Source organism: Ewingella sp. CoE-038-23 (genome assembly GCF_040419245.1).
GTDB classification, from domain to species: Bacteria; Pseudomonadota; Gammaproteobacteria; order Enterobacterales; family Enterobacteriaceae; genus Ewingella; species Ewingella allii.
Window position 1 is genome coordinate 2,978,010 of the sequence record NZ_JAZHOH010000001.1, and the last position, 21,028, is coordinate 2,999,037.

Here is a 21,028-nt window from a genome sequence, read left to right on the forward strand (position 1 = left end):
TTAGCGGTCCACATCTGACATTACAAAATCGATACTGCCCAGGTAGACGATCAAATCGGATACCAGGCTGCCACGGATAACTGACGGGATCTGCTGCAAATGCGGGAAGCTAGGCGTACGAACGCGGGTACGGTAGCTCATGGTGCTGCCGTCGCTCGTCAGGTAGTAGCTGTTGATCCCCTTGGTCGCTTCAATCATCTGGAAAGATTCTTGCGCAGGCATGACAGGACCCCAAGACACTTGCAGGAAGTGCGTGATCAGCGTCTCGATATGCTGCAGCGTGCGTTCTTTCGGTGGCGGCGTGGTCAGCGGGTGATCGGCCTTGAACGGGCCTGCTGGCATATTAGCGTAGCACTGTTCCAGAATGCGCAGACTCTGACGCAGCTCTTCTACTTTCAGCATCACGCGCGAGTAGCAGTCGCTGACGCCGTCGCCCACTGGCACTTCAAACTCGAAGTTTTCGTAACCAGAATATGGACGCCATTTACGCACATCGAAATCAATACCGGTCGCGCGCAGACCTGCACCCGTGGTGCCCCATGCCAACGCGTCTTCCGCGTTGTAAGCCGCAACGCCTTTCGAACGACCAATCAGAATGGTGTTTTTCAGGGCAGCTTTAACATAAGAGTCCAGACGCGCAGGCATCCAGTCGAGGAATTCGCGCAGCAGGCGTTCCCAGCCTTTCGGCAGGTCGTGTGCAACACCGCCGATACGGAACCAGGCCGGGTGCATACGGAAGCCGGTGATGGCTTCGATCAAATCGTAGATTTTCTGACGGTCGGTGAACGCGAAGAAGACTGGCGTCATCGCACCGACGTCCTGAATGAACGTACTGATGTACAACAGGTGGCTGTTGATACGGAACAGTTCAGACAGCATCACGCGGATGGTGTTAACGCGATCGCCTACGGTAATACCAGCCAGTTTTTCAACTGCCAGCACGTAAGGCATTTCGTTAACGCAGCCGCCGAGGTATTCGATACGGTCGGTGTACGGAATGTAGCTGTGCCATGACTGGCGTTCGCCCATTTTTTCCGCACCGCGGTGGTGGTAACCCACGTCCGGCACGCAGTCGACAATCTCTTCGCCATCAAGCTGCAAGATGATGCGGAACGCACCGTGCGCAGACGGGTGGTTTGGACCGAGGTTGAGGAACATGAAGTCCTCGTTTTCGGTACCGCGCTTCATGCCCCAGTCTTCAGGCTTGAAAGTCAGTGACTCCATCTCCAGATCTTCTTTCTGCTTAGTCAGCTCGAAAGGATCGAATTCGGTAGCACGGGCCGGATAGTCTTTACGCAGCGGGTGCCCTTCCCACGTCTGAGGCATCATGATGCGCGTCAGGTGCGGGTGGCCGTCGAAGGTAATGCCGAACATTTCCCACGTTTCGCGCTCATACCAGTTGGCGTTCGGGAACACCTTGGTGATGGTCGGAAGGTGCAGGTCGTTTTCTGACAACGCCACCTTGAGCATAATGTCGCGATTACGCTCAACGGAAATCAGGTGATAGAAAACGGAAAAATCCGCGGCCGGTAAACCGTCGCGGTGAGTACGTAAACGCTCATCTACGCCATGCAGGTCGAACAGCATGACATAAGGCTTTGGCTGTTTTCGTAAAAAGGTGATCGCTTCCAGTATCTGTTCGCGCTTGATCCACACCACGGGTATACCGGTACGGGTCGGTTGAACAGTAAAGGCCTCAGGCCCAAAACGGTTACGCAATTCGCCGATGACCGGATCATCAAGATGATCTCGGGTTTGCCATGCTGGCTGAGCGGTGTCTTGCGTCGTCAAATCTGTCATTTTATTTTCACCACACTAAATGGTCATTTATGCCGTAAGGGGGTGTATCGCTACCAACCGCCCCTCAGGGTTGACTCTCAGACCGCAGTGTTAAATCTCGTCAGGAGACTTCAGATTCGTCACGGCGATACGCTCTGCGCGTTTACGCTCTTTCTCAGATTGCATATTCGCGCGGTAAACGCCCTGATCCCCAACAACCCACGACAGCGGGCGACGTTCTTTGCCGATAGATTCTTGCAGCAGTAACAGGGCCTGCATGTAAGCTTCCGGGCGCGGCGGGCAACCTGGGATATACACATCAACCGGTAAGAACTTATCTACACCCTGAACCACGGAGTAGATGTCGTACATACCACCGGAGTTAGCACATGCGCCCATCGAGATAACCCATTTCGGCTCAAGCATTTGGTCATACAAACGCTGAATAACCGGGGCCATCTTGGTAAAACAGGTTCCTGCTACTACCATGAAATCGGCCTGGCGCGGAGAAGCACGGAGAACTTCAGCACCAAAACGAGCAACGTCGTGTACCGCAGTAAACGACGTCACCATTTCAACGTAGCAGCACGAAAGGCCGAAGTTATACGGCCAAAGGGAGTTTTTGCGACCCCAGTTCACCATCCCATGCATCGCCTCTTCGAGGTTCCCCATGAAGACGCTGCGCTTTACCTGTTCTTGCAGAGGATCACCGACGATCTCTTGCTTTTGCAGGGGGTAACGGTCGTTCTCACCGTCCGGGTCTATGCGGGTGAGCGTATAGTCCATCTTATTGCCTCGCTATTACTTACTGCGGATGACTGTTGGTGTTAATCGCTGGGCTCGGTTTAACAGGTCCTTTCGAACGTGTTGGTGTCCAGTCCAATGCGCCAATACGCACCAGATAAAACAGACCGGCTAACAGGACTAAAATGAAAATGGCGGCTTCGACGAACCCGACCCACCCGCTTTCACGGATAGAGGTTGACCATGCATAGAGATACAGGGCTTCCACGTCGAAAATGACGAAAAACATCGCGACTAGATAGAATTTGGCGGAAAGACGCATGCGGGCGGTACCCACGGATGCGATACCAGATTCGAAAGGCGTGTTTTTGTATCGCGCTCTGGCTCTCCCGCCAAGGAACGCTGCGCCCAGTAACATGAGGCAACAAAGACCTATTGCGACGATCAGAAATACCGCGAACGCCCAGTGTTGAGCGATAACTTCAGTGGCTGTTGACATACTCTTAGCTTACTCATCAAAAGCGGCGCAATTGCATCTGCTCTTTAACGGCAGCTTGCACACCACATCGATTCAAGGGAAGGATTAATAACCACACCGTTTCACGGCTTATAAACGGTTTAAGCCAGTGATTTACTGTGGGCTTTTTACTCCTTTCTATAACCTTTTGTCAACTTAGACAAAAGTATCTCCACATTAATTTACATGCTTATCATTTTATTAACATATCATGCGACGTCGATGTGCTAAATCGAGTCAGTAAAATAGTTTGATAGAACAAAGGCATGTTCTCGGGATTTAATGCTTCGAGCCAAACAATAGCATTGTCGCAGGAATAAGCGTTTCTTCCACTCACTAAACAAGGCTATTTTTTTGATCCAGGACACAGTTTGGGCAAGTTTGATGGTAAAAAGCGCAGCGATTTAACAACTTTTTTTGAAAAACTTAAATTCCAAAGCAGTTTTTCGCTAAGGATTAGGATCGAAAACAGAGGCGTTTTAGCGCGTTTTTAGGCTTTCTGGATCGAAGAAAAGAGAGGCATTCTGGCAGGGGAGTGCTGAGGTTTAGCGAGAAAAATACGCATCAGCATTAAAAAATTCGACAAAGCCTTTATTTTGGTTACTTTGACTACCTCTTTATAAGCACAACACTTTACCCCCCATCCCCGATAAGCTTCAGGGGTGGGGGTAAAGTGGCGCAGAAGATCTGCTTAAAGTTTAGGCTCGGCAACCACGCTGCGGTCATCGTCAGCCACTGAGCTTTGAGCATAGGCGCTCAAAGAGTAAGGGTCATTCCCCTGCTCCACGGCATTAAAAATCGCCATCGCTAACTCGTTTTCACTGTGTGAGTTCTTATACAGCACGTACTGAGTGTCAGGCAGGCGCGGTAGGCCCTCCTGCTCGCCCAAAACGCGCAGTTCAGGACTCATCATCTCAATTGGCCGTGCCGTCACCCCTAAACCTGCTCTTACCGCCGCACGAATGGCAGACAGCGTAGAAGCCACGTAAGCAATACGCCATGGAATACCGGCTTGGTTCAGGTAATCGATTGCCATGGTACGGTAAGGGCTAGGTTCATCGAGCACAACTAAGGGCACGCTGTCGCCAGATGGGTATGAGAAGTCAGCGGAGCAATACCAAAGCGTTGGCGATGTACGCAACACAATATGCGGATGATCGGTGCTGGTCACCGTGGTGATCGCTAAGTCAATTTCTTCATTTTCGAGCATAGACAGCATAAACGGACTACGCTGTACTCTGACGTCGATAGATAACTTGGGATAAATCGATGTCACCCGGCTCAGCAAAAACGGCAATATGGTGTCAGCAGTGTCGTCTGATGCGCCAATGGTGATGCCACCCTGTACATTGCTGTACATAAGGGAGGTACAGGCTTCATCGTTGAAGCGCAGAATTTTCCGAGCATAGCCAAGCAGTTGAATACCGTGTTCGGTCAATAACTTATTACGTCCGTGTCTGGCAAACAGCTCTTTACCTACCAGTTGTTCGAGACGCTGCATTTGTTGACTGACGGCTGATTGTGTACGGCATACGGCGGCTGCGGCTGCGGCAAACGTATTTAAATCAGCAACTGCAACAAAAGTCCTCAGCAGATCAAGGTCAAGATTGAGGATTGGACGATTTGCATTTGTCATAGTTTTTCTTCACTTTTAAAATCTAATAACAAGCTACCCTGATTGATGCGGCAAAGTTCCCGCAAAATGCAGAATACCAGATATGACGCATACTCACTCATTAGATAAGCGGAAATGAGAAATATTTCTGCAATACGAATCCATTTTATAGGAACAATTCCCTTTTTTATGCTCTAAATGACCAATTATCTGCTCAACCTAAATTAATAAAAATGATTAGAACAACTAAATTGAGATTTTTTAGTCATATTTATCTGAGAGTTTTTATTGCGTCACAGAGCCGCAGACAGCAAGCCCTGCGGGGACAAACCGCATTAAACTCACACAGAAATATAAGCATTATTAATTAATGTATTTGACCCAAAGAAATATAATTCAATAAATTCATTGATTCACACTCGAAGACATACTTTGTATGGGTCTAATGAGTTAAACCAACCTTAAGAATTTTCCCACAAATTTTAGAATGAAGTTTGTATCTCAATAGAAATATATTCGTTAGCTGAACTTACAGAGTACTGACAAAAGCATTGGCAGAAAATGCGAATCAGCTCTGTTAATTTATCCAGTCTCAGTAAACAATACATTGAGGTCTATTAGGATATCTTTTATACACTAAAGAGACACCTAAGAACCCAACTCAGTTCAATTTTTTAAATTTCTCTTATTATCCGGTGACTTACAAAGTGATCTTTGAGCATTAATTGCTCTTTCTGTACTCCATGCATTACGCCTATGGGCAGTAAGTGCAATCCACACAGAGCATCCATCTAGAAAAAAGTGAAAATGTAGTGTTTAACTCCACGTTAAAAATACAACGCCTCTACTTACTTCACTAACCACAGGGTGAGTAATGTTTTGCACCAAAGCTGGGCACTGCCCTTCAAAAGAGGTCTGAGTGAGAGTAAATTGGCTGCTTCGCTTTGTTCCACGGCATTGGCGCCAAGGAAGAACAGGCTTTACATAAAAGGCTCACCATTACATGTCCCCGATTGAAAAATCCCGCAAACTGGACAACGTCTGCTACGACATTCGCGGCCCGGTACTCAAAGAAGCAAAACGTCTGGAAGAAGAAGGTAATAAGGTCCTCAAACTGAACATCGGCAACCCTGCCCCGTTCGGTTTTGACGCGCCTGATGAGATTCTGGTCGACGTTATCCGAAACTTACCGACCGCTCAGGGTTATTGTGACTCGAAAGGCCTTTTTTCTGCCCGTAAAGCCATCATGCAGCATTATCAGGCGCGCGAAATGCGTGATATCACCGTTGAAGATATCTATATCGGCAACGGCGTGTCTGAACTGATCGTGCAATCAATGCAGGCGCTGTTGAATACCGGCGACGAAATGCTGGTTCCGGCTCCTGATTACCCACTGTGGACCGCCGCAGTTTCGCTGTCCGGCGGTAATGCCGTTCACTATCTTTGCGACGAAGGAGCAGACTGGTTCCCGGACCTCGACGACATTCGCGCCAAAATCACCCCGCGCACTCGCGGGATTGTGATCATCAACCCGAACAACCCGACGGGCGCGGTTTATAGCAAAGAGCTGCTGCTGGAGATCGTCAAGATAGCTCGCGAGCACAACCTGATCATCTTCTCTGATGAAATCTACGACAAGATTCTGTATGACGACGCCGAGCACATTTCTATCGCTTCGCTGGCGCCGGACCTGTTGACCGTTACCTTTAACGGCCTGTCGAAAACCTACCGCGTGGCGGGTTTCCGTCAGGGCTGGATGGTGCTGAACGGGCCGAAAAAACACGCCAAAGGCTATATCGAAGGTTTGGAAATGCTGGCGTCGATGCGCCTGTGCGCCAACGTGCCGATGCAGCACGCCATTCAAACCGCGCTGGGCGGCTACCAAAGTATCAGCGAGTTTATTCAGCCGGGCGGCCGCCTGTATGAACAGCGGGACAGAGCCTGGGAGTTGATCAATCAGATCCCGGGGGTCTCCTGCGTCAAGCCGAAAGGCGCGCTGTACATGTTCCCGAAAATCGACGCCAAGCGTTTTAATATTCACGATGACCAGAAGATGGTGCTGGATCTGCTGTTACAGCAAAAAGTCCTGCTGGTTCAAGGCTCGGCGTTCAACTGGCCGTATCCTGACCACGTGCGCATCGTCACCCTGCCGCGCGTCGACGAGCTGGAAATGGCCGTGGGTAAACTCGGTCGCTTCCTCGAAACCTATCGTCAGTAAGTTCGTCCATCAAGGGCGTCGCGCCGCCGACGCCCTGCTCCTTCCCAATGATTTTTGTTGTTATCAGGGTGACACAGCCCCATTCCATGCTCACAATAGTGTTCATTCGCCGTAGATATTTGAGAGTGTTATGAGCCAAAGCCACTTCTTTGCCCACCTGTCTCGTTTGAAATTGATTGGCCGCTGGCCGCTGATGCGCAATGTGCGTACTGAGAACGTCTCTGAGCACAGCCTGCAGGTGGCTTTCGTCGCCCACGCCCTGGCCCTGATCAAAAACCGCAAGTTTAATGGCAACCTCAATGCCGAGCGCGTCGCTCTGCTGGCGATGTACCACGACGCCAGCGAGGTGCTGACCGGCGACATGCCGACGCCCATCAAGTATTACAACCCGCAGATCGCCCACGAATACAAAAAGATAGAGAAAATTGCTCAGCAGAAGCTGATCGAGATGCTGCCGCTGGAGCTGCAGGATGATTTCCGTTCATTGATTGACGAGCACTATTACAGTGAAGAGGAAAAACTGACGGTGAAACAGGCGGATGCCCTATGCGCCTATTTGAAATGTCTGGAAGAGTTGTCGGCGGGTAATAACGAATTCAAGCTGGCGAAGGCCCGTCTGGAGAAGACGCTGGCGCTGCGCCAAAGCCCGGAAATGGACTACTTTATGGAGGTCTTCATTCCGAGCTTTAGTCTGTCACTGGATGAAATCAGCCTCGACTCCCCGCTCTGAGTGCTTAAAACGGAAACAGCAGCGGTACCAGAAACACGCTGATGGCCATCACCATCAGCGTAAAAGGCACGCCAATGCGAATAAAGTCGCTGAAACTGTAATTGCCCGGCACCATTACCAGCGTATTCACCGGTGAAGAAACCGGCGTCATAAAGGCCGCCGAGGCCGCAATCGCAATGATCATGGTGAAGGGATAAGGCGACAGCCCCATCTGCTGGGCCGTGGCAATGGCAATCGGCGCCATCAGCACCGCCGTGGCGGTATTGGAAATAAACAGGCCAATGGTCGCGCAGAGCACAAACAGGCTGAGCAGCATGATATGCGGGCCATAGCCGCCACTGACGTCCATCAGCCCTTTGACAATCAGCGCCACCCCACCGGTCTTCTGCAATGCCAGCGCAAAGGGCATCATCCCCACGATAAGCAGCAGGCTCGGCCAGTGAATGGATTTATAAGCCCCTTCCATGGTGATACAGCGGAATTTGCCCATCAGCAGGCAGGCAACAATGGCGGCAATCACGTTCGGCACTTCATCCGTCAGCATCAGCGCCACCATCAGCGCCAAGCAGAACAACGCGTGCGGGGCCTGACTGACGGCGGGCGCGACGTCATCCACCTCGGCGGGCAGATTCAAGACAATAAAATGATGAGTTTGCTGCTGAAGCTGGCGGATAAGCTTCCAGTCGCCGATAACCAGCAAGGTATCGCCCAGCTGAAGTTCTTCGTCGATAAGCTTGCCTTCGAGGGCTTCGCCGTTGCGGCGAATGCCAACCACGTTAAGCCCGTAACGCGAGCGGAAACTCACCTGCTGCAAGCTTTTGCCCAGCAGCTCGGAATCGGGAATCAGTGACACTTCCGCCATACCTACGTCGCGCGACTGCTCGGAGAAGTAGTCGCCGCGCAGCACCATCGGCTCGAGTTTTTCATCGGTCAGAAATTGCCTGACCGAAATTTCACTGTCCGCCATATCAATCAGCAGCACGTCTCTGGCCCGCAGCTCAGTGCTGCCGGTGGCGCTGACCATAATGCGGCGGAATTTGCGCCAGCGCTCAATCCCCACCACGTTGGCGCTGTAGCGCGAACGCAGGTGCACATCATCCAGCGTTTTACCCACCAGCGGAGAATCCGGGCGGATCGCCATGCGCCTTGCCCTGCCGGTTAAGCGATAATCGCGGATCAGGTCACGGAAAGTACGGCGCTGCCAGTCCTCTTTTTTAGCGCCGCTGTTTTCGCCAGAAAGCCAGCGGCGGGCGATAAGCATGTAGCCAACGCCCATAATCAACACCACCAGGCCAATCGGCGTCACGCCAAAAAAGCCAAAGCCGTCAAAGCCTTCGCGCAGTAACTCGCTGTTAACCACCATGTTAGGCGGCGTCGCGACCAGCGTCATCATGCCGCTGATCAGCCCGGCGAAGCTCAGCGGCATCATCAGGCGGGCGGGAGAGGTTTTCATTTTAGCGGCGACGCTTAACACCACCGGGATGAAAATCGCCACCACGCCGGTCGAGCTCATAAAGGCCCCCAGCCCGGCGACGGTGATCATCAGCAGCACCAGCATGCGCGTTTCGCTGTTGCCCGCGACCTTCATCAGCCATTCGCCAACCTGATAAGCCACGCCGGTTCGCACCAGCCCGTGACCAATGACAAAGAGTGCGGCAATCAAAATAACGTTCGGATCGCTAAACCCGGCCATGGCCTCATGCAGCGTCAGAGTGCCACTCATCACGAAGGCGACAATCACGAGTAAAGCCACGACGTCCATGCGCAATTTATTGCTGGCGAACAGCACCATTGCGACAATTAAAAGCAACAACACCCATATCAGTTCACTGGTCAAAACAAGGCTCCGTTTGTGATGAAAAGTAAAAGGCCGCAAGCTGAGACACCATGCCTGAAAGCATGCCATAAAAAAACCCCGCCGAAGCGGGGTTCATATCAACGAAATCGTCGTTTTTATCAGCAATATGCTATTAACGCAGGCCAACCATCACTTTATGGCTGTCAGCTTCCACCACGATAACTTCAAGGGTGCTCAGATCCATATCGACCTCTTCGATCCCCGGCGTGTCCGACGGCGCATTGACTGCAATCACTTTGCAGCCTGCGGCCAATCCGGCCATCACGCCGGCTGCGGCGTCCTCCACTACCACGCAATCTTCTGGCGCTAAACCCAGAAGCTCGGCGCCCAGCAGGTAAGCATCAGGCTGTGGCTTGCCGTGTTTGACTTGTTCCGCCGTGACAAACACTTCTGGCTTCGGCAAATTCGCCGCCGCGTGGCGGGCATGAGCCACCGCCACGGTGCCAGAGGTCACAATCGCCCAAGGAATATTGTGGCGATTCAACTCGCTAAGCAGCAAATGCGCCCCCGGCAGCGCGGTCACGCCTTCAGTATCCGTGGCTTCAATCTGCTCGAGCTTTTGGAATTCGCGCTGGATGTTCTCTTCACTTTCGCCCGGCATAAAATGACGCAAAGAAGTGATCGCCTGCTTGCCATGAATAAACGCCAGCACCTCTTGCGGACTGATGCCGCGACTCAATGCCCAGTTAATCCAAGCGCGTTCTACCGCAGGCAGTGAATCGACTAACGTTCCATCCAGGTCGAACAAGAAACCTTTACACTCCACAATCAACTCCTTATCCCCTTTATGCGTGAAGCCGCAGCTTTATTGGCTACGGCTTCTTCATTCGGGTTGCAATTTAGGCATTAATAATCTGCGCGATCTCGACCGCGCTTAGATGATATTGGCGTGGACATGCTTGCCAGACGGCGAGCATACGCTGGTATTTTTCCCACATTTTAGTCTGTGAGTTGAACCCGTGAGTTCCTGAATCGAAGTCAGTATAGCGGCCTTCGGTGTTCACCATAAAGCGAACATAGCTCAAATAGCGGGATTCTGTTGCAGCGTCGAAGCCAAGGAAGTCCAGACGGCGGCGATCCAGACCTTGAGTGTCTTTAAGATTGGTCCATGAAACCTGCATCGCGTGGTGCATTTCCATGACGTTGATGACAGTACGGCAGGTTTCTTCCGACAGTTCTCCAAAGTCGCGATCCAGCTCGCGCATTTGCAGACCAAAGCCGCGCTCAATTACCGTTTGTAACCGGCGATAGCGATCGGCATTTTCCGGGTCCAGCATGGTCATCATTTTATATTGATTGGATAAAATCAGGCGTTGGGCGTTGGTCATTTCCATCGTGAATTTCCTCAAGTATGCATAATGAACAAAGCATGACACAGGGCAAACTAGCGTGAAATCTCAAGCTGACCATTCTTTGATTTAGACACATAAACTGAGTGGAAATGAAGTGGATTCACTATTGATGGCTACAATGGATGACAGCGCGTTAAGACAAAAAATGGGCAAAGTAAAACGGATGCCCGGCATCCGTTAAATATCATCGAGGAAGGTTTTGTCCAACTGCTTGAAGGCGCGTTTTAACACGTCGGCCAGAGACTGATAGGTCGGGGTACCTTCTACCGGCGCCAGCGCCTGCCCTGCTTCGGCCAGCTTATTACGCACATCGTGGAACCAGCTCAGCAGCGTTGGTGGCAGCGGCGTTAAAGAGCGGCGTCCTAACCACCACAGACCTTGCATCGGCAAGCTACAGGCAAAGATAGAGGTGGCCACCGCCGGGCCGAGCTGGCCGCCGAGAGCGATTTGCCAGGTTAAGGTGAAGACGGCCAAAGGCGGCATAAAGCGCACAGCAAAACGCGTCGCCGTCGAAATTCGGTTCTCGGGGAATACCGGCGCCAGACGCTTATCGGCTGGCCAGGTCTTCATATAATGTTGCCCGCGCTGGAATACCTGAAACCAACTGACTGAACCTGATGGCTTACTGGTCATGGGTGCACCTCAACTTCACATATAATAATTAAAAAATAGTTGTAAATAACAAACGGGATTTTAGCACGATTAAATATATTTTGTTTTTGCAGGCACCAGTGGGTATCCTGTCCCCGCAAATTCGGGGCGTTGCTTCATCTTGCCTCCGCTTGGTGCCTTTTGTAATTAATTATTGTCTTATTTGTTAGCGTTTTTACCGATTAAAGCCCTAATAAGTAGCATTCTGAGGGGTCTGACGCACTCATTGAGAGATGTATTGTCAGCATAAGAGGTGATTAATCACCGCCCGGTTTCGGCCGTTGGCTGAAGATTCCCCAGCTTTATCACTGTCATGCCGCTTTTCTTCGTTGGCATGATGTTAATCATAATTGTCACCGCCATTATGCGCTACGCTTGATGTCAGATTGACGATTTATTAACCACGTGTTTTGTTTTTATCTTAAACAGCACCAACAATAAATAGGTACTTCCATGTCGAGTAAGCTAGTTCTGGTTCTTAACTGTGGTAGCTCTTCCCTTAAGTTCGCCATCATTGATGCTGCGAATGGTGAAGAGTACATCTCAGGTTTAGCCGAATGTTTCCATCTGCCAGAAGCCCGCATCAAATGGAAAATGGACGGTGGTAAAGAAGAAGCCGCACTTGGCGCTGGCGCTGCGCACAGTGAAGCTCTGAAGTTCATTGTTGACAATATCCTGTCCAAAAAACCTGAACTCTCTGCTGAGCTGGTGGCTATCGGTCACCGTATCGTTCACGGCGGCGAAAAACTGACCAAATCAATGCTTATCGATGATGCAGTCATTCAGGGTATCAAAGAATCTATCCCGTTTGCACCGCTGCATAACCCAGCACACCTGATTGGTATCGCCGAAGCGTTGAAATCCTTCCCGAAACTGGCTGACAAAAACGTGGCAGTGTTCGACACGGCGTTCCACCAGACCATGCCGGAAGAGTCTTACCTCTACGCTCTGCCGTACAGCCTGTACAAAGATCACCACGTTCGTCGCTACGGCGCACACGGCACCAGCCACTTCTACGTGACGCAAGAAGCCGCGAAAATGCTGAATAAGCCAGTGGAAGAAGTGAACTTGATCACCTGCCACCTGGGCAACGGCGGTTCTGTTAGCGCGATCCGTAACGGTAAATGCGTGGATACTTCCATGGGTCTGACCCCGCTGGAAGGTCTGGTGATGGGTACCCGCAGTGGTGACATCGACCCGGCTATCATCTTCCACCTGCACGACGCACTGGGCATGAGTGTTGACCAGATCAACAAAATGCTGACTAAAGAATCCGGTCTGCTCGGCCTGACTGAAGTCACCAGCGACTGCCGCTATGTAGAAGATAACTATGCGACCAAAGCCGATGCTAAACGCGCCATGGACGTCTTCTGCCACCGTCTGGCCAAGTACATCGGTTCTTATGCAGCCCTGATGGAAGGTCGTCTGGACGCCGTGGTCTTCACCGGCGGTATCGGTGAAAACGCCGCGATGGTTCGTGAATTCGCACTCGATAAACTGGGCCTGCTGGGCTTTGAAATCGACCACGAACGTAACCTCGCAGCCCGCTTTGGCAAGTCTGGCGCTATCAACAAAGAAGGCACGCGTACCGCGCTGGTCATCCCGACCAACGAAGAGCTGGTTATCGCTCAAGATGCGGCTCGCCTGACCGCATAACATGCATCCCACTGCCAGCGCCTGCTGGCAGTTTTCTTTAATTAGGCGAGCGTAGCCAGTCTGGAAGCAGCCGCGTTAAGCAGTCATCGCACCTTCCTTACTCAAGTTCTACGTCCGTCTGGCATTCCAGAGAGGTTTAGCCGTGTCCCGTACAATTATGTTGATCCCTACAGGCACCAGCGTCGGTCTGACCAGCGTCAGCCTTGGCGTGATCCGTGCCATGGAACAAAAAGGCGTTAGCCTAAGCATCTTCAAGCCTATCGCCCAGCCGCGCACCGGCGGTGATTCGCCAGACCAAACCACCACCATTATCCGCGCCAACTCCAGCGTACCTGCTGCTGAGCCGCTGAAAATGAGCCACGTGGAAAACCTGTTGAGCTCTAACCAACAGGACGTGCTGATGGAAGAGATCATCGCCCGTTACCACGAAAACACCAAAGACGCAGAAGTCGTGCTGGTTGAAGGCTTGGTGCCAACCCGTAAACATCAGTTCGCTAACGCCCTGAACTACGAAATTGCCAAAACCCTGAATGCCGAAATCGTCTTCGTCATCGCGCTGGGCAATGACTCTCCGGCTCAGCTGAAAGAGCGCATTGAGCTGGCACGTAGCAGCTTCGGCGGCAGCAAAAACAAAAATATCACCGGCGTTATCATCAACAAACTGAACGCCCCGGTTGATGATCAAGGCCGTACGCGCCCTGACCTGTCTGAAATCTTCGACGACTCCACCAAGGCAAGCGTTGCTAACGTTGACCCAAGCCAGCTGTTCGCTAACAGCCCGCTGCCGGTGCTGGGCTGCATTCCTTGGAGCTTCGAGCTGATCGCCACTCGCGCCATCGACATGGCAAAACACCTGAATGCCCGCGTTATCAATGAAGGTGACATCCAGACTCGCCGCGTGAAATCCGTAACCTTCTGCGCGCGCAGCATTCCGCACATGCTGGAGCACTTCCGCCCGGGTTCACTGCTGGTGACCTCTGCTGATCGTCCAGACGTACTGGTTTCAGCCTGTCTGGCAGCGATGAACGGCGTGGAAATCGGCGCTATCTTGCTGACTGGCGGCTATGACATCGACGATCGCATCAACACCCTGTGCGAGCGCGCATTCAAAACTGGCCTGCCGGTCTTCATGGTGGATACCAACACGTGGCAGACCTCCCTCAGCCTGCAAAGCTTCAACCTTGAAGTGCCTGCTGATGACCACCAGCGCGTTGAGAAGCTGCAACAGTACGTGGCTTCCCACATCAACAGCGACTGGATCAACTCCCTGAGCGCCCACTCCGAGCGTTCACGCCGCCTGTCTCCCCCGGCGTTCCGCTATCAGCTGACCGAACTGGCGCGTAATGCGAAAAAACGTATCGTGCTGCCAGAAGGCGACGAGCCGCGTACCGTAAAAGCCGCGTCGCTGTGTGCTGAACGTGGTATCGCAGAATGCGTGCTGCTGGGTAATCCAGAAGAGATCCAACGCGTTGCCGCTGCTCAGGGTATCGAACTGGGCAAAGGCATCCAGATTGTTGACCCGGTTGTGGTGCGTGAAGAGTACGTGGCCCGCCTGGTTGAGCTGCGTAAAAGCAAAGGCATGACCGAAGTGGTTGCCCGTGAGCAGTTGGAAGACAACGTGGTTCTCGGCACCCTGATGCTGGAAAAAGGCGAAGTTGACGGTCTGGTATCCGGCGCGGTTCACACCACGGCGAACACCATCCGCCCACCGTTGCAGCTGATCAAAACGGCGCCGGGCAGCTCGCTGGTTTCTTCTGTGTTCTTCATGCTGCTGCCTGACCAAGTGCTGGTTTACGGCGACTGCGCCATCAACCCAGACCCAACGGCTGAACAGCTGTCTGAAATCGCTATCCAATCTGCGGATTCCGCCGCGGCCTTCGGTATCGAACCGCGGGTGGCAATGATCTCCTACTCCACCGGTAACTCGGGTGCAGGTAGCGACGTTGAGAAAGTGCGTGAAGCGACTCGTCTGGCGCAGGAAAAACGCCCGGACCTGATCATCGACGGTCCACTGCAATATGACGCCGCAATCATGGCTGACGTGGCGAAGTCCAAAGCGCCAAACTCGCCGGTAGCGGGTAAAGCAACCGTGTTCATCTTCCCAGACCTGAACACCGGTAACACCACTTATAAAGCAGTTCAGCGTTCGGCTGATTTGGTCTCAATCGGGCCAATGCTGCAAGGCATGCGTAAGCCAGTCAACGACCTGTCTCGCGGCGCGCTGGTTGACGATATCGTCTACACCGTGGCACTGACTGCGATTCAATCTGCACAGGCTGAAGCAGCAGCTAAAGCTTAATTTCCTGCCTGCTCAGAATGCAAAACGCCGACATCAAGTCGGCGTTTTTTTTGGCTCAATTCCGTTACAGCAGCTGTTTCGCTGCTTCGAGAATGTGCTCGGCGGTCAGGCCGTACTCCTGCTGCAAGAAGTCCTGCGTGCCGACCTGTCCATAGCGCTCCTTCACGCCCACGCGGCGCATCGGCACCGGCGTATGCTCGACCAGCACTTCGGCCACCGCCGAACCCAGCCCGTTATGGATACTGTGGTTCTCACAGGTAACGATTTTGCCGGTTTTGGCGGCGTACTGCTGAATGATTTCTTTATCGATAGGTTTCAGGGTGAACATGTCGATAACCGCCGCGCTGATGCCGTCACGCGCCAGAATCTCCGCCGCTTTTAGCGCCTCTGCCACCATAATACCGTTTGCAATCAGGGTGATATCATCGCCGTCGCGCAGCAGGTTAGCTTTACCGATGGTGAAGGTGGAACCTTCTTTATACACCTGAGTCGCCTGTTTACGGATGGTGCGCACCCAGTAGAAGCCCTTCAGATCCACCAGCTGCTGCAAGATATCGCGGAACATCACGGCGTCGGTGACTTCCAATACAATCGAGTTCGCCAAGCCGCGCACAATGCCCATGTCCTCGAAAGACATGTGAGTGCCGCCATTGTGGCAGGCGGTGACACCCGCGTCAGAGGCGATCACCTTGACGTTATTCTTCTGATAATCCAAAGACATAAACAGCTGATCGAAGCAGCGACGGCTGGCGAAAGCGGTGAAAGTATGGACAAACGGCACGCGCCCGGTCAGTGACAGGCCAGCGGCGACGCCAATCACGTTAGCTTCCATGATGCCGCAGTTAATCACGTGCTGCGGATGGTCGCGGTGTACGCCGTCCATCGCCATGGCGCTCATCAGGTCAGCTTCGAGAGCAATAATTGGCGTGTTCTCGACGATTTTTTCCCGCACCACGTTGCCGTAGACTTTACGCATTTCAATGTTGTCGGGTTTCAGTTCCAGCGTGACTTCAAACATGGGCGGCCTCCAGTTCAGCAATGGCGTTTTCGATTTCCAGTTTCACTTCCGGGGTTAATCGCAGATGGTGCGAGTTAGCCAGTGATTCCAGATACTTCACGCCCTGTCCTTTCACGCTGTCGAGCACGATGGCCAGCGGGCGCTGCTCGCCCTGACGCACCGGCGTGAGCGCATTCTGCAAGGCCACAATGTCATCGCCTTTGATGGTCAACACGTCGAAGCCAAAGGCGCTGAACTTACCGGCTAAATCAAACGGCTTGATCACTTCATCCAGCAAACCGTCGAGCTGCTGCTTGTTGTAGTCGATAAATACCGTCAGGTTGTTGAGGTTGTGGTGAGCAATAAACTGGAAAGCCTCCCAGCACTGGCCCTCATTCAACTCACCGTCGCCCACCACGCAGAACACGCGATTATCGCGTTTCGCCAGTTTGTGCGACAGCGCCATGCCGGTGGCAATGGACACGCCCTGTCCCAGAGATCCGGTGGTTGCATCCACGCCAACGGTGCGCAGGCGATCAGGATGGCTCGGCAACTTGGTGCCATTCTGGTTTAGCGTTTTCAAATCGTCCTGCGGGAAGTAGCCTTTCAGCGCCAGCGTGGCATACAGCGCCGGGCCAGCGTGGCCTTTCGACAGAACAAAATAATCACGCTCTTGCCAGTCTGGCTTGGTCGGGTCGATACGCATCACGTCGCTATACAGCACCGCCAGCGTTTCGACCACCGACATGCTGCCGCCGTAGTGACCAAAGCCTAATCCGGTGAGCATTTTTAGGGTCTCAATACGGATTTGACGAGCAAACTCACGAACCTCTTGGACATCTTTCATGTTTATTGGTCCTTATTTTAGTTAGCACTTGGATCGGCCTGTTAATGACTAACAGGCCTTACCTTGTGCTTTCCCGGATGGTTAGTGGTACTTAGGAAGAATTACTTTTCGCTTACTGCTTTTTCTGCGGCGGGCTTTTTCGCCAGATAGTTGTAGGCCACCAGCGCGGCGAAGATAGCCACGATCAGCGCCATAATGGCTTCTTTCGACATGAAGCGAGCCAGATTGCCGAGCAGGATACCAATGACGCCGAAGTCAGCATCAGAGAAGGTAGCGTTGGCGAAGCCCAGCGCACCCAGTACCGGCAGCAGCAGAACTGGCAGGAAGGTGATCAGCACGCCGTTGGCAAATGCCCCGACCATGGCGCCGCGACGACCACCAGTGGCGTTACCGAACACGCCAGCGGTAGCACCGGTGAAGAAGTGCGGAACTACGCCCGGCAGAATTAACACCAGATTGAACTGACCCAGCAGGAACAGGCCAACCAGACCGCCGAGGAAGCTGAACAGAAAGCCAATCAGCACGGCATTTGGCGCGTAAGGGTACACCACCGGGCAGTCCAGCGCCGGGCGAGCATTTGGCACCAGCTTCTCAGAAAAGCCGACGAACGCCGGGACGATTTCCGCCAGAATCAGACGCACGCCTTGCAGGATGATGAACACGCCCGCTGCAAAGGTGATAGCCATGATGATGGAGTACACCAAGTAGTTCTGGCCCGCGCTGTAAGTCTGCTCAACGAATACTTGGCCCGCGAACACCGCGAGGATCAGGTAGATGATGATCATGGTCAGCGAGATAGAAATCGAGCTATCGCGCAGGAAGCTGAGGTTCTTCGGCAGGTTCATCTCTTCGGTTGAGCGCGAACCTTTACCGACCTTGCTACCAATCCAGCCGGACAGCACATAACCGATAGTGCCGAAATGGCCGAATGCCACGTCGTCATTGCCGGTGATGCGACGCATATAGCGCTGCGCCAGTGCCGGGAAGAACGCCATGATAAGACCCAGCGTCAGGGAACCGGTGAACACCAGACCCACGCCTTCAAAACCAGCAACGGTGAGGATAACGCTGATCATACAGGCCATGTAGAAGGTGTGGTGACCAGTCAGGAACACGTATTTCAGGCGAGTGAAACGCGCGACGATCAAGTTAGCCACCATGCCGAACGCCATGATCAAGGCAGTAGGCGCACCGAATTTCTCCAAAGCGATAGAGACAATCGCTTCGTTATTTGGAATGATCCCCTGAATGCTGAAAGCATGTTCAAACATGCCGCCTAAAGGATTTAATGCCCCGACTAATACCGTGGCACCGCCCGCCAATACCAGAAAGCCTAATATTGTTTTTACCGTGCCTTTCACCACATCGGAAAAGTTTTTCTTTTGTGCGACCAGACCGATCAACGCAATAAGACCGACCAAAATAGAAGGCACTTTTAATATATCAACCACAAACTTGAGCGTTTCCTGGATAAACATATACACCTCTTTATTTTTAGAATAATCGTCTTATCACACAGGATATTTTTCGAAGTGGGCGACTAACTTGGTTTCCAGCTCATTAATATCCACAATGTTAGTAATGACCACTAACTGATTCTCTGGAACGCCTGCGCTGGCGGCGATATCTTTCGCCATCACGAACAGGTCCGCTGCGCCCGGAGTGGCAGAGGAGAGATCGGAGTGTTCAACGTCGGCCTGAATATTCAACTTTTTCAGCACTTTCTTGATGTTCATTTCCACCATAAAGCTGCTGCCTAAACCTGAACCACAAATCGCCATAATTTTCATGTTATTTACCTGTGTTTTAAAGTTTGTAGGGTAATTCACCAGTATTAGCCTGATGTATACCGTATTACGCATCCATGATGAACTGACGTTATTCCATTGGTTCAGGAATTAGAATTTAGAGATAATGTCCTGAATAGTTTTAATGTCTTTCGCTGCAAATATTTTTTGCATTTCATCTTCGCTGGAAAATAACTCAGCCAGCTCGGAAATTAATTCGATATGGCTGTGTTTATCCGGTGCCGCTAACATCACTACGCTATACACCGGATCATTATCTTCTGAATTGAATTTCACGCCGTGAGGCAGTGTCAGCAAAGATAATCCTAGCCCCTTGGCACCCTCTTCAGGACGGGCATGCGGCATGGCAATACCCGGTGCCAAAACGTAGTACGGACCCAACTTCTCATGCTGGGCAAAAATCGCCTCAACGTAATCAGCGGTGATGGTGCCATTCGCCAGTAAAGGTTCAGCACTGGCTTTCACGGCGTCGCGCCAGTCAGTGATGTCGTGTCTAATGTGAATCGTATCTGGTGTCAGCCAATCATTAAGCATTGCAACTCCTGACTCTTATTTTAGGAATTCTTACTTGGTGTGTCAGTGGGCCTAAAGGTCGCCATAGTTAAAAGTATTAACAACCTCCCCCGATCCCATTAACGATCCAGACTCTACTCAGCGATAGCGTTAACATCTGTGATGCAAATCACAAAGGTAGCGCTACCAAATTTCTATGATTTGATTCTGTGATAGCGCTATCAAAAATAATCACCCTCGGGTATCAGACAACATTGGAGATGAGAAATAAGGATATACTTTGTCCACGATTTGCCGATAATTCATCACATCTGCCGCTGTTAACCCTGCCGTTCTTGCGGGAACCCTCAGGTTTGCGGCCCATTTTAGATTGCGATGCCCTGCGCGAGATGCGCAGTTGAGAGTCAGGATAGTGAATGTCGATTAACAAAAAACGACGCAGTACCGGAAGAGTGACGCTGGCCGATGTCGCGCAACTCGCGGGTGTCGGGAGTATGACCGTGTCCCGGGCGCTAAGAACGCCGGAGCAGGTTTCGGATAAACTGCGTGAAAAAATTGAAGAAGCCGTCAGCCAGCTCGGCTATTTACCCAATCAGGCCGCCAGCTCGCTCGCTTCCGCCTCTTCCTACACTATTGCGATGATTGTCCCAAGCCTGTCAGAGCCGGGTTGTGCCGAGATGTTCGCCGGGTTGCAAAAAATCCTGCAACCCGCCGGCTACCAAATCATGCTGGCGGAGTCGCAGCATCGTCTCGATCGCGAAGAGAAGCTGCTCGAAACCCTCCTGTCTTACAACCTCGCCGCCGCCATTTTGCTCAGCGTCGAGCACTCGCCGAATGTGCGCAATTGGCTGGATAATACCTCGATCCCGGTGCTGGAGATTGGCGCGCTGACCGAGTCGCCCATTGATATGAATATTGGCATCGACAATGTCGAAGCCATGTATCAACTGACCAAAACGGTGATCGACCGCGGCTATAAAAACATTGGCATGCTGTGCGCCAATCAGGAGCAGTGGATTTTCCAGCAGCATCTGCAAGGCTGGCATAAAGCCATGCTTAAGGCCCACATGTCGGTGCATCGGGTGATCAATTCAGCCGAACCGGCCAGCTTCACCACTGGCGCGCACCAGCTGCCGGAGTTCTTGCTGGCGTGGCCTGAAATCGACGCGCTGGTGTGCGTTTCCGACGAGCTGGCCTGCGGCGTGCTGTACGAATGCCAGCGCCGGAGAGTGAAAGTACCGGATGATTTAGCGGTGGTGGGTTTTGGTAACAGTGACGTGAGCAAGGTGTGCCAGCCGCCCTTGACCACCATTGCCATTCCACACAAAGAGATTGGCATCCGCGCGGCGCAGGCCCTGCTGGCGCGCATTAATGATGAAGAGTGGGAAGAGGTCGCGATTGCCTCATCACTTTGCCGTCGCGATAGCTGTTAAAACATGATTTA

At 52.3% G+C, this 21,028-nt stretch carries 18 protein-coding genes; 5 read left to right on the forward strand and 13 right to left on the reverse strand.

Going from position 1 to position 21,028, the window contains the following annotated elements:
* The 4 genes from nuoC to lrhA form a co-directional block, all read right to left on the reverse strand.
* The gene (gene nuoC, locus V2154_RS14010) at window positions 1-1,800 is read right to left on the reverse strand and encodes an NADH-quinone oxidoreductase subunit C/D (RefSeq protein WP_034791759.1); all 1,800 of its coding nucleotides are present in this window, start codon (window positions 1,798-1,800) and stop codon (window positions 1-3) included.
* A gap of 90 nt (window positions 1,801-1,890) precedes the next feature.
* Window positions 1,891-2,565: a NuoB/complex I 20 kDa subunit family protein gene (locus V2154_RS14015; protein WP_140470293.1), complete on the reverse strand. Its 675-nt coding sequence runs from the start codon at window positions 2,563-2,565 to the stop codon at window positions 1,891-1,893.
* Between the two features lie 19 nt (window positions 2,566-2,584).
* Window positions 2,585-3,022, reverse strand: coding sequence for an NADH-quinone oxidoreductase subunit A (locus tag V2154_RS14020; protein ID WP_034791762.1), 438 nt, complete (start codon window positions 3,020-3,022; stop codon window positions 2,585-2,587).
* 709 nt (window positions 3,023-3,731) lie between these two features.
* A complete protein-coding gene (lrhA, locus tag V2154_RS14025; protein WP_353502768.1) occupies window positions 3,732-4,676 on the reverse strand; it encodes a transcriptional regulator LrhA in 945 nt (314 codons plus the stop codon).
* Between the two features lie 982 nt (window positions 4,677-5,658).
* On the opposite strand from lrhA, the gene V2154_RS14030 reads away from it, so the two are divergent.
* Both V2154_RS14030 and yfbR read left to right on the forward strand, forming a co-directional pair.
* Window positions 5,659-6,873: a pyridoxal phosphate-dependent aminotransferase gene (locus tag V2154_RS14030; RefSeq protein WP_353502769.1), complete on the forward strand. Its 1,215-nt coding sequence runs from the start codon at window positions 5,659-5,661 to the stop codon at window positions 6,871-6,873.
* A gap of 130 nt (window positions 6,874-7,003) precedes the next feature.
* A complete protein-coding gene (gene yfbR / locus V2154_RS14035; protein WP_353502770.1) occupies window positions 7,004-7,603 on the forward strand; it encodes a 5'-deoxynucleotidase in 600 nt (199 codons plus the stop codon).
* 4 nt (window positions 7,604-7,607) lie between these two features.
* Here yfbR and V2154_RS14040 read toward each other — a convergent pair whose 3' ends face one another.
* The 4 genes from V2154_RS14040 to yfbV form a co-directional block, all read right to left on the reverse strand.
* Window positions 7,608-9,440 carry an SLC13 family permease gene (locus V2154_RS14040; RefSeq protein WP_353502771.1) on the reverse strand — a complete coding sequence of 611 codons (1,833 nt, stop codon included), beginning with the start codon at window positions 9,438-9,440 and terminating at the stop codon, window positions 7,608-7,610.
* Between the two features lie 133 nt (window positions 9,441-9,573).
* Window positions 9,574-10,227 (reverse strand): sugar phosphatase, encoded by a 654-nt coding sequence (locus V2154_RS14045; protein ID WP_353502772.1) that lies wholly within the window; start codon window positions 10,225-10,227, stop codon window positions 9,574-9,576.
* Between the two features lie 73 nt (window positions 10,228-10,300).
* Window positions 10,301-10,795 (reverse strand): YfbU family protein, encoded by a 495-nt coding sequence (locus V2154_RS14050; RefSeq protein WP_353502773.1) that lies wholly within the window; start codon window positions 10,793-10,795, stop codon window positions 10,301-10,303.
* Window positions 10,796-10,990: 195 nt separating this feature from the next.
* On the reverse strand, window positions 10,991-11,446 hold the full coding sequence (yfbV, locus tag V2154_RS14055; RefSeq protein WP_353502774.1) for a terminus macrodomain insulation protein YfbV: 456 nt from the start codon (window positions 11,444-11,446) through the stop codon (window positions 10,991-10,993).
* A 471-nt stretch (window positions 11,447-11,917) separates the two neighbouring features.
* On the opposite strand from yfbV, the gene ackA reads away from it, so the two are divergent.
* The gene (gene ackA, locus V2154_RS14060) at window positions 11,918-13,120 is read left to right on the forward strand and encodes an acetate kinase (RefSeq protein WP_353502775.1); all 1,203 of its coding nucleotides are present in this window, start codon (window positions 11,918-11,920) and stop codon (window positions 13,118-13,120) included.
* A 157-nt stretch (window positions 13,121-13,277) separates the two neighbouring features.
* Complete coding sequence (gene pta / locus V2154_RS14065; RefSeq protein ID WP_353504000.1) at window positions 13,278-15,419, forward strand: phosphate acetyltransferase; 2,142 nt, start codon at window positions 13,278-13,280, stop codon at window positions 15,417-15,419.
* Window positions 15,420-15,483: 64 nt separating this feature from the next.
* Here the strand turns inward: pta and V2154_RS14070 are convergent, their stop codons facing one another.
* The 5 genes from V2154_RS14070 to V2154_RS14090 all read right to left on the reverse strand — a co-directional run bounded on the left by V2154_RS14070 (window position 15,484) and on the right by V2154_RS14090 (window position 19,605).
* Window positions 15,484-16,437 carry a transketolase family protein gene (locus tag V2154_RS14070; protein ID WP_034791782.1) on the reverse strand — a complete coding sequence of 318 codons (954 nt, stop codon included), beginning with the start codon at window positions 16,435-16,437 and terminating at the stop codon, window positions 15,484-15,486.
* Window positions 16,430-17,263 (reverse strand): transketolase, encoded by an 834-nt coding sequence (locus V2154_RS14075; protein WP_353502776.1) that lies wholly within the window; start codon window positions 17,261-17,263, stop codon window positions 16,430-16,432. The genes V2154_RS14070 and V2154_RS14075 overlap by 8 nt, the downstream gene beginning before the upstream one ends.
* A gap of 101 nt (window positions 17,264-17,364) precedes the next feature.
* Window positions 17,365-18,741 (reverse strand): PTS ascorbate transporter subunit IIC, encoded by a 1,377-nt coding sequence (locus V2154_RS14080; protein WP_034791785.1) that lies wholly within the window; start codon window positions 18,739-18,741, stop codon window positions 17,365-17,367.
* A 33-nt stretch (window positions 18,742-18,774) separates the two neighbouring features.
* Window positions 18,775-19,053 carry a PTS sugar transporter subunit IIB gene (locus V2154_RS14085; RefSeq protein WP_353502777.1) on the reverse strand — a complete coding sequence of 93 codons (279 nt, stop codon included), beginning with the start codon at window positions 19,051-19,053 and terminating at the stop codon, window positions 18,775-18,777.
* A 108-nt stretch (window positions 19,054-19,161) separates the two neighbouring features.
* Window positions 19,162-19,605, reverse strand: a complete 444-nt coding sequence (locus tag V2154_RS14090) for a PTS sugar transporter subunit IIA (protein WP_353502778.1) — start codon at window positions 19,603-19,605, stop codon at window positions 19,162-19,164.
* A gap of 395 nt (window positions 19,606-20,000) precedes the next feature.
* Here V2154_RS14090 and V2154_RS14095 point away from each other — a divergent pair, with 395 nt between their 5' ends.
* Window positions 20,001-21,017, forward strand: a complete 1,017-nt coding sequence (locus V2154_RS14095) for a LacI family DNA-binding transcriptional regulator (RefSeq protein WP_353502779.1) — start codon at window positions 20,001-20,003, stop codon at window positions 21,015-21,017.
* Window positions 21,018-21,028 lie beyond the last annotated feature (11 nt).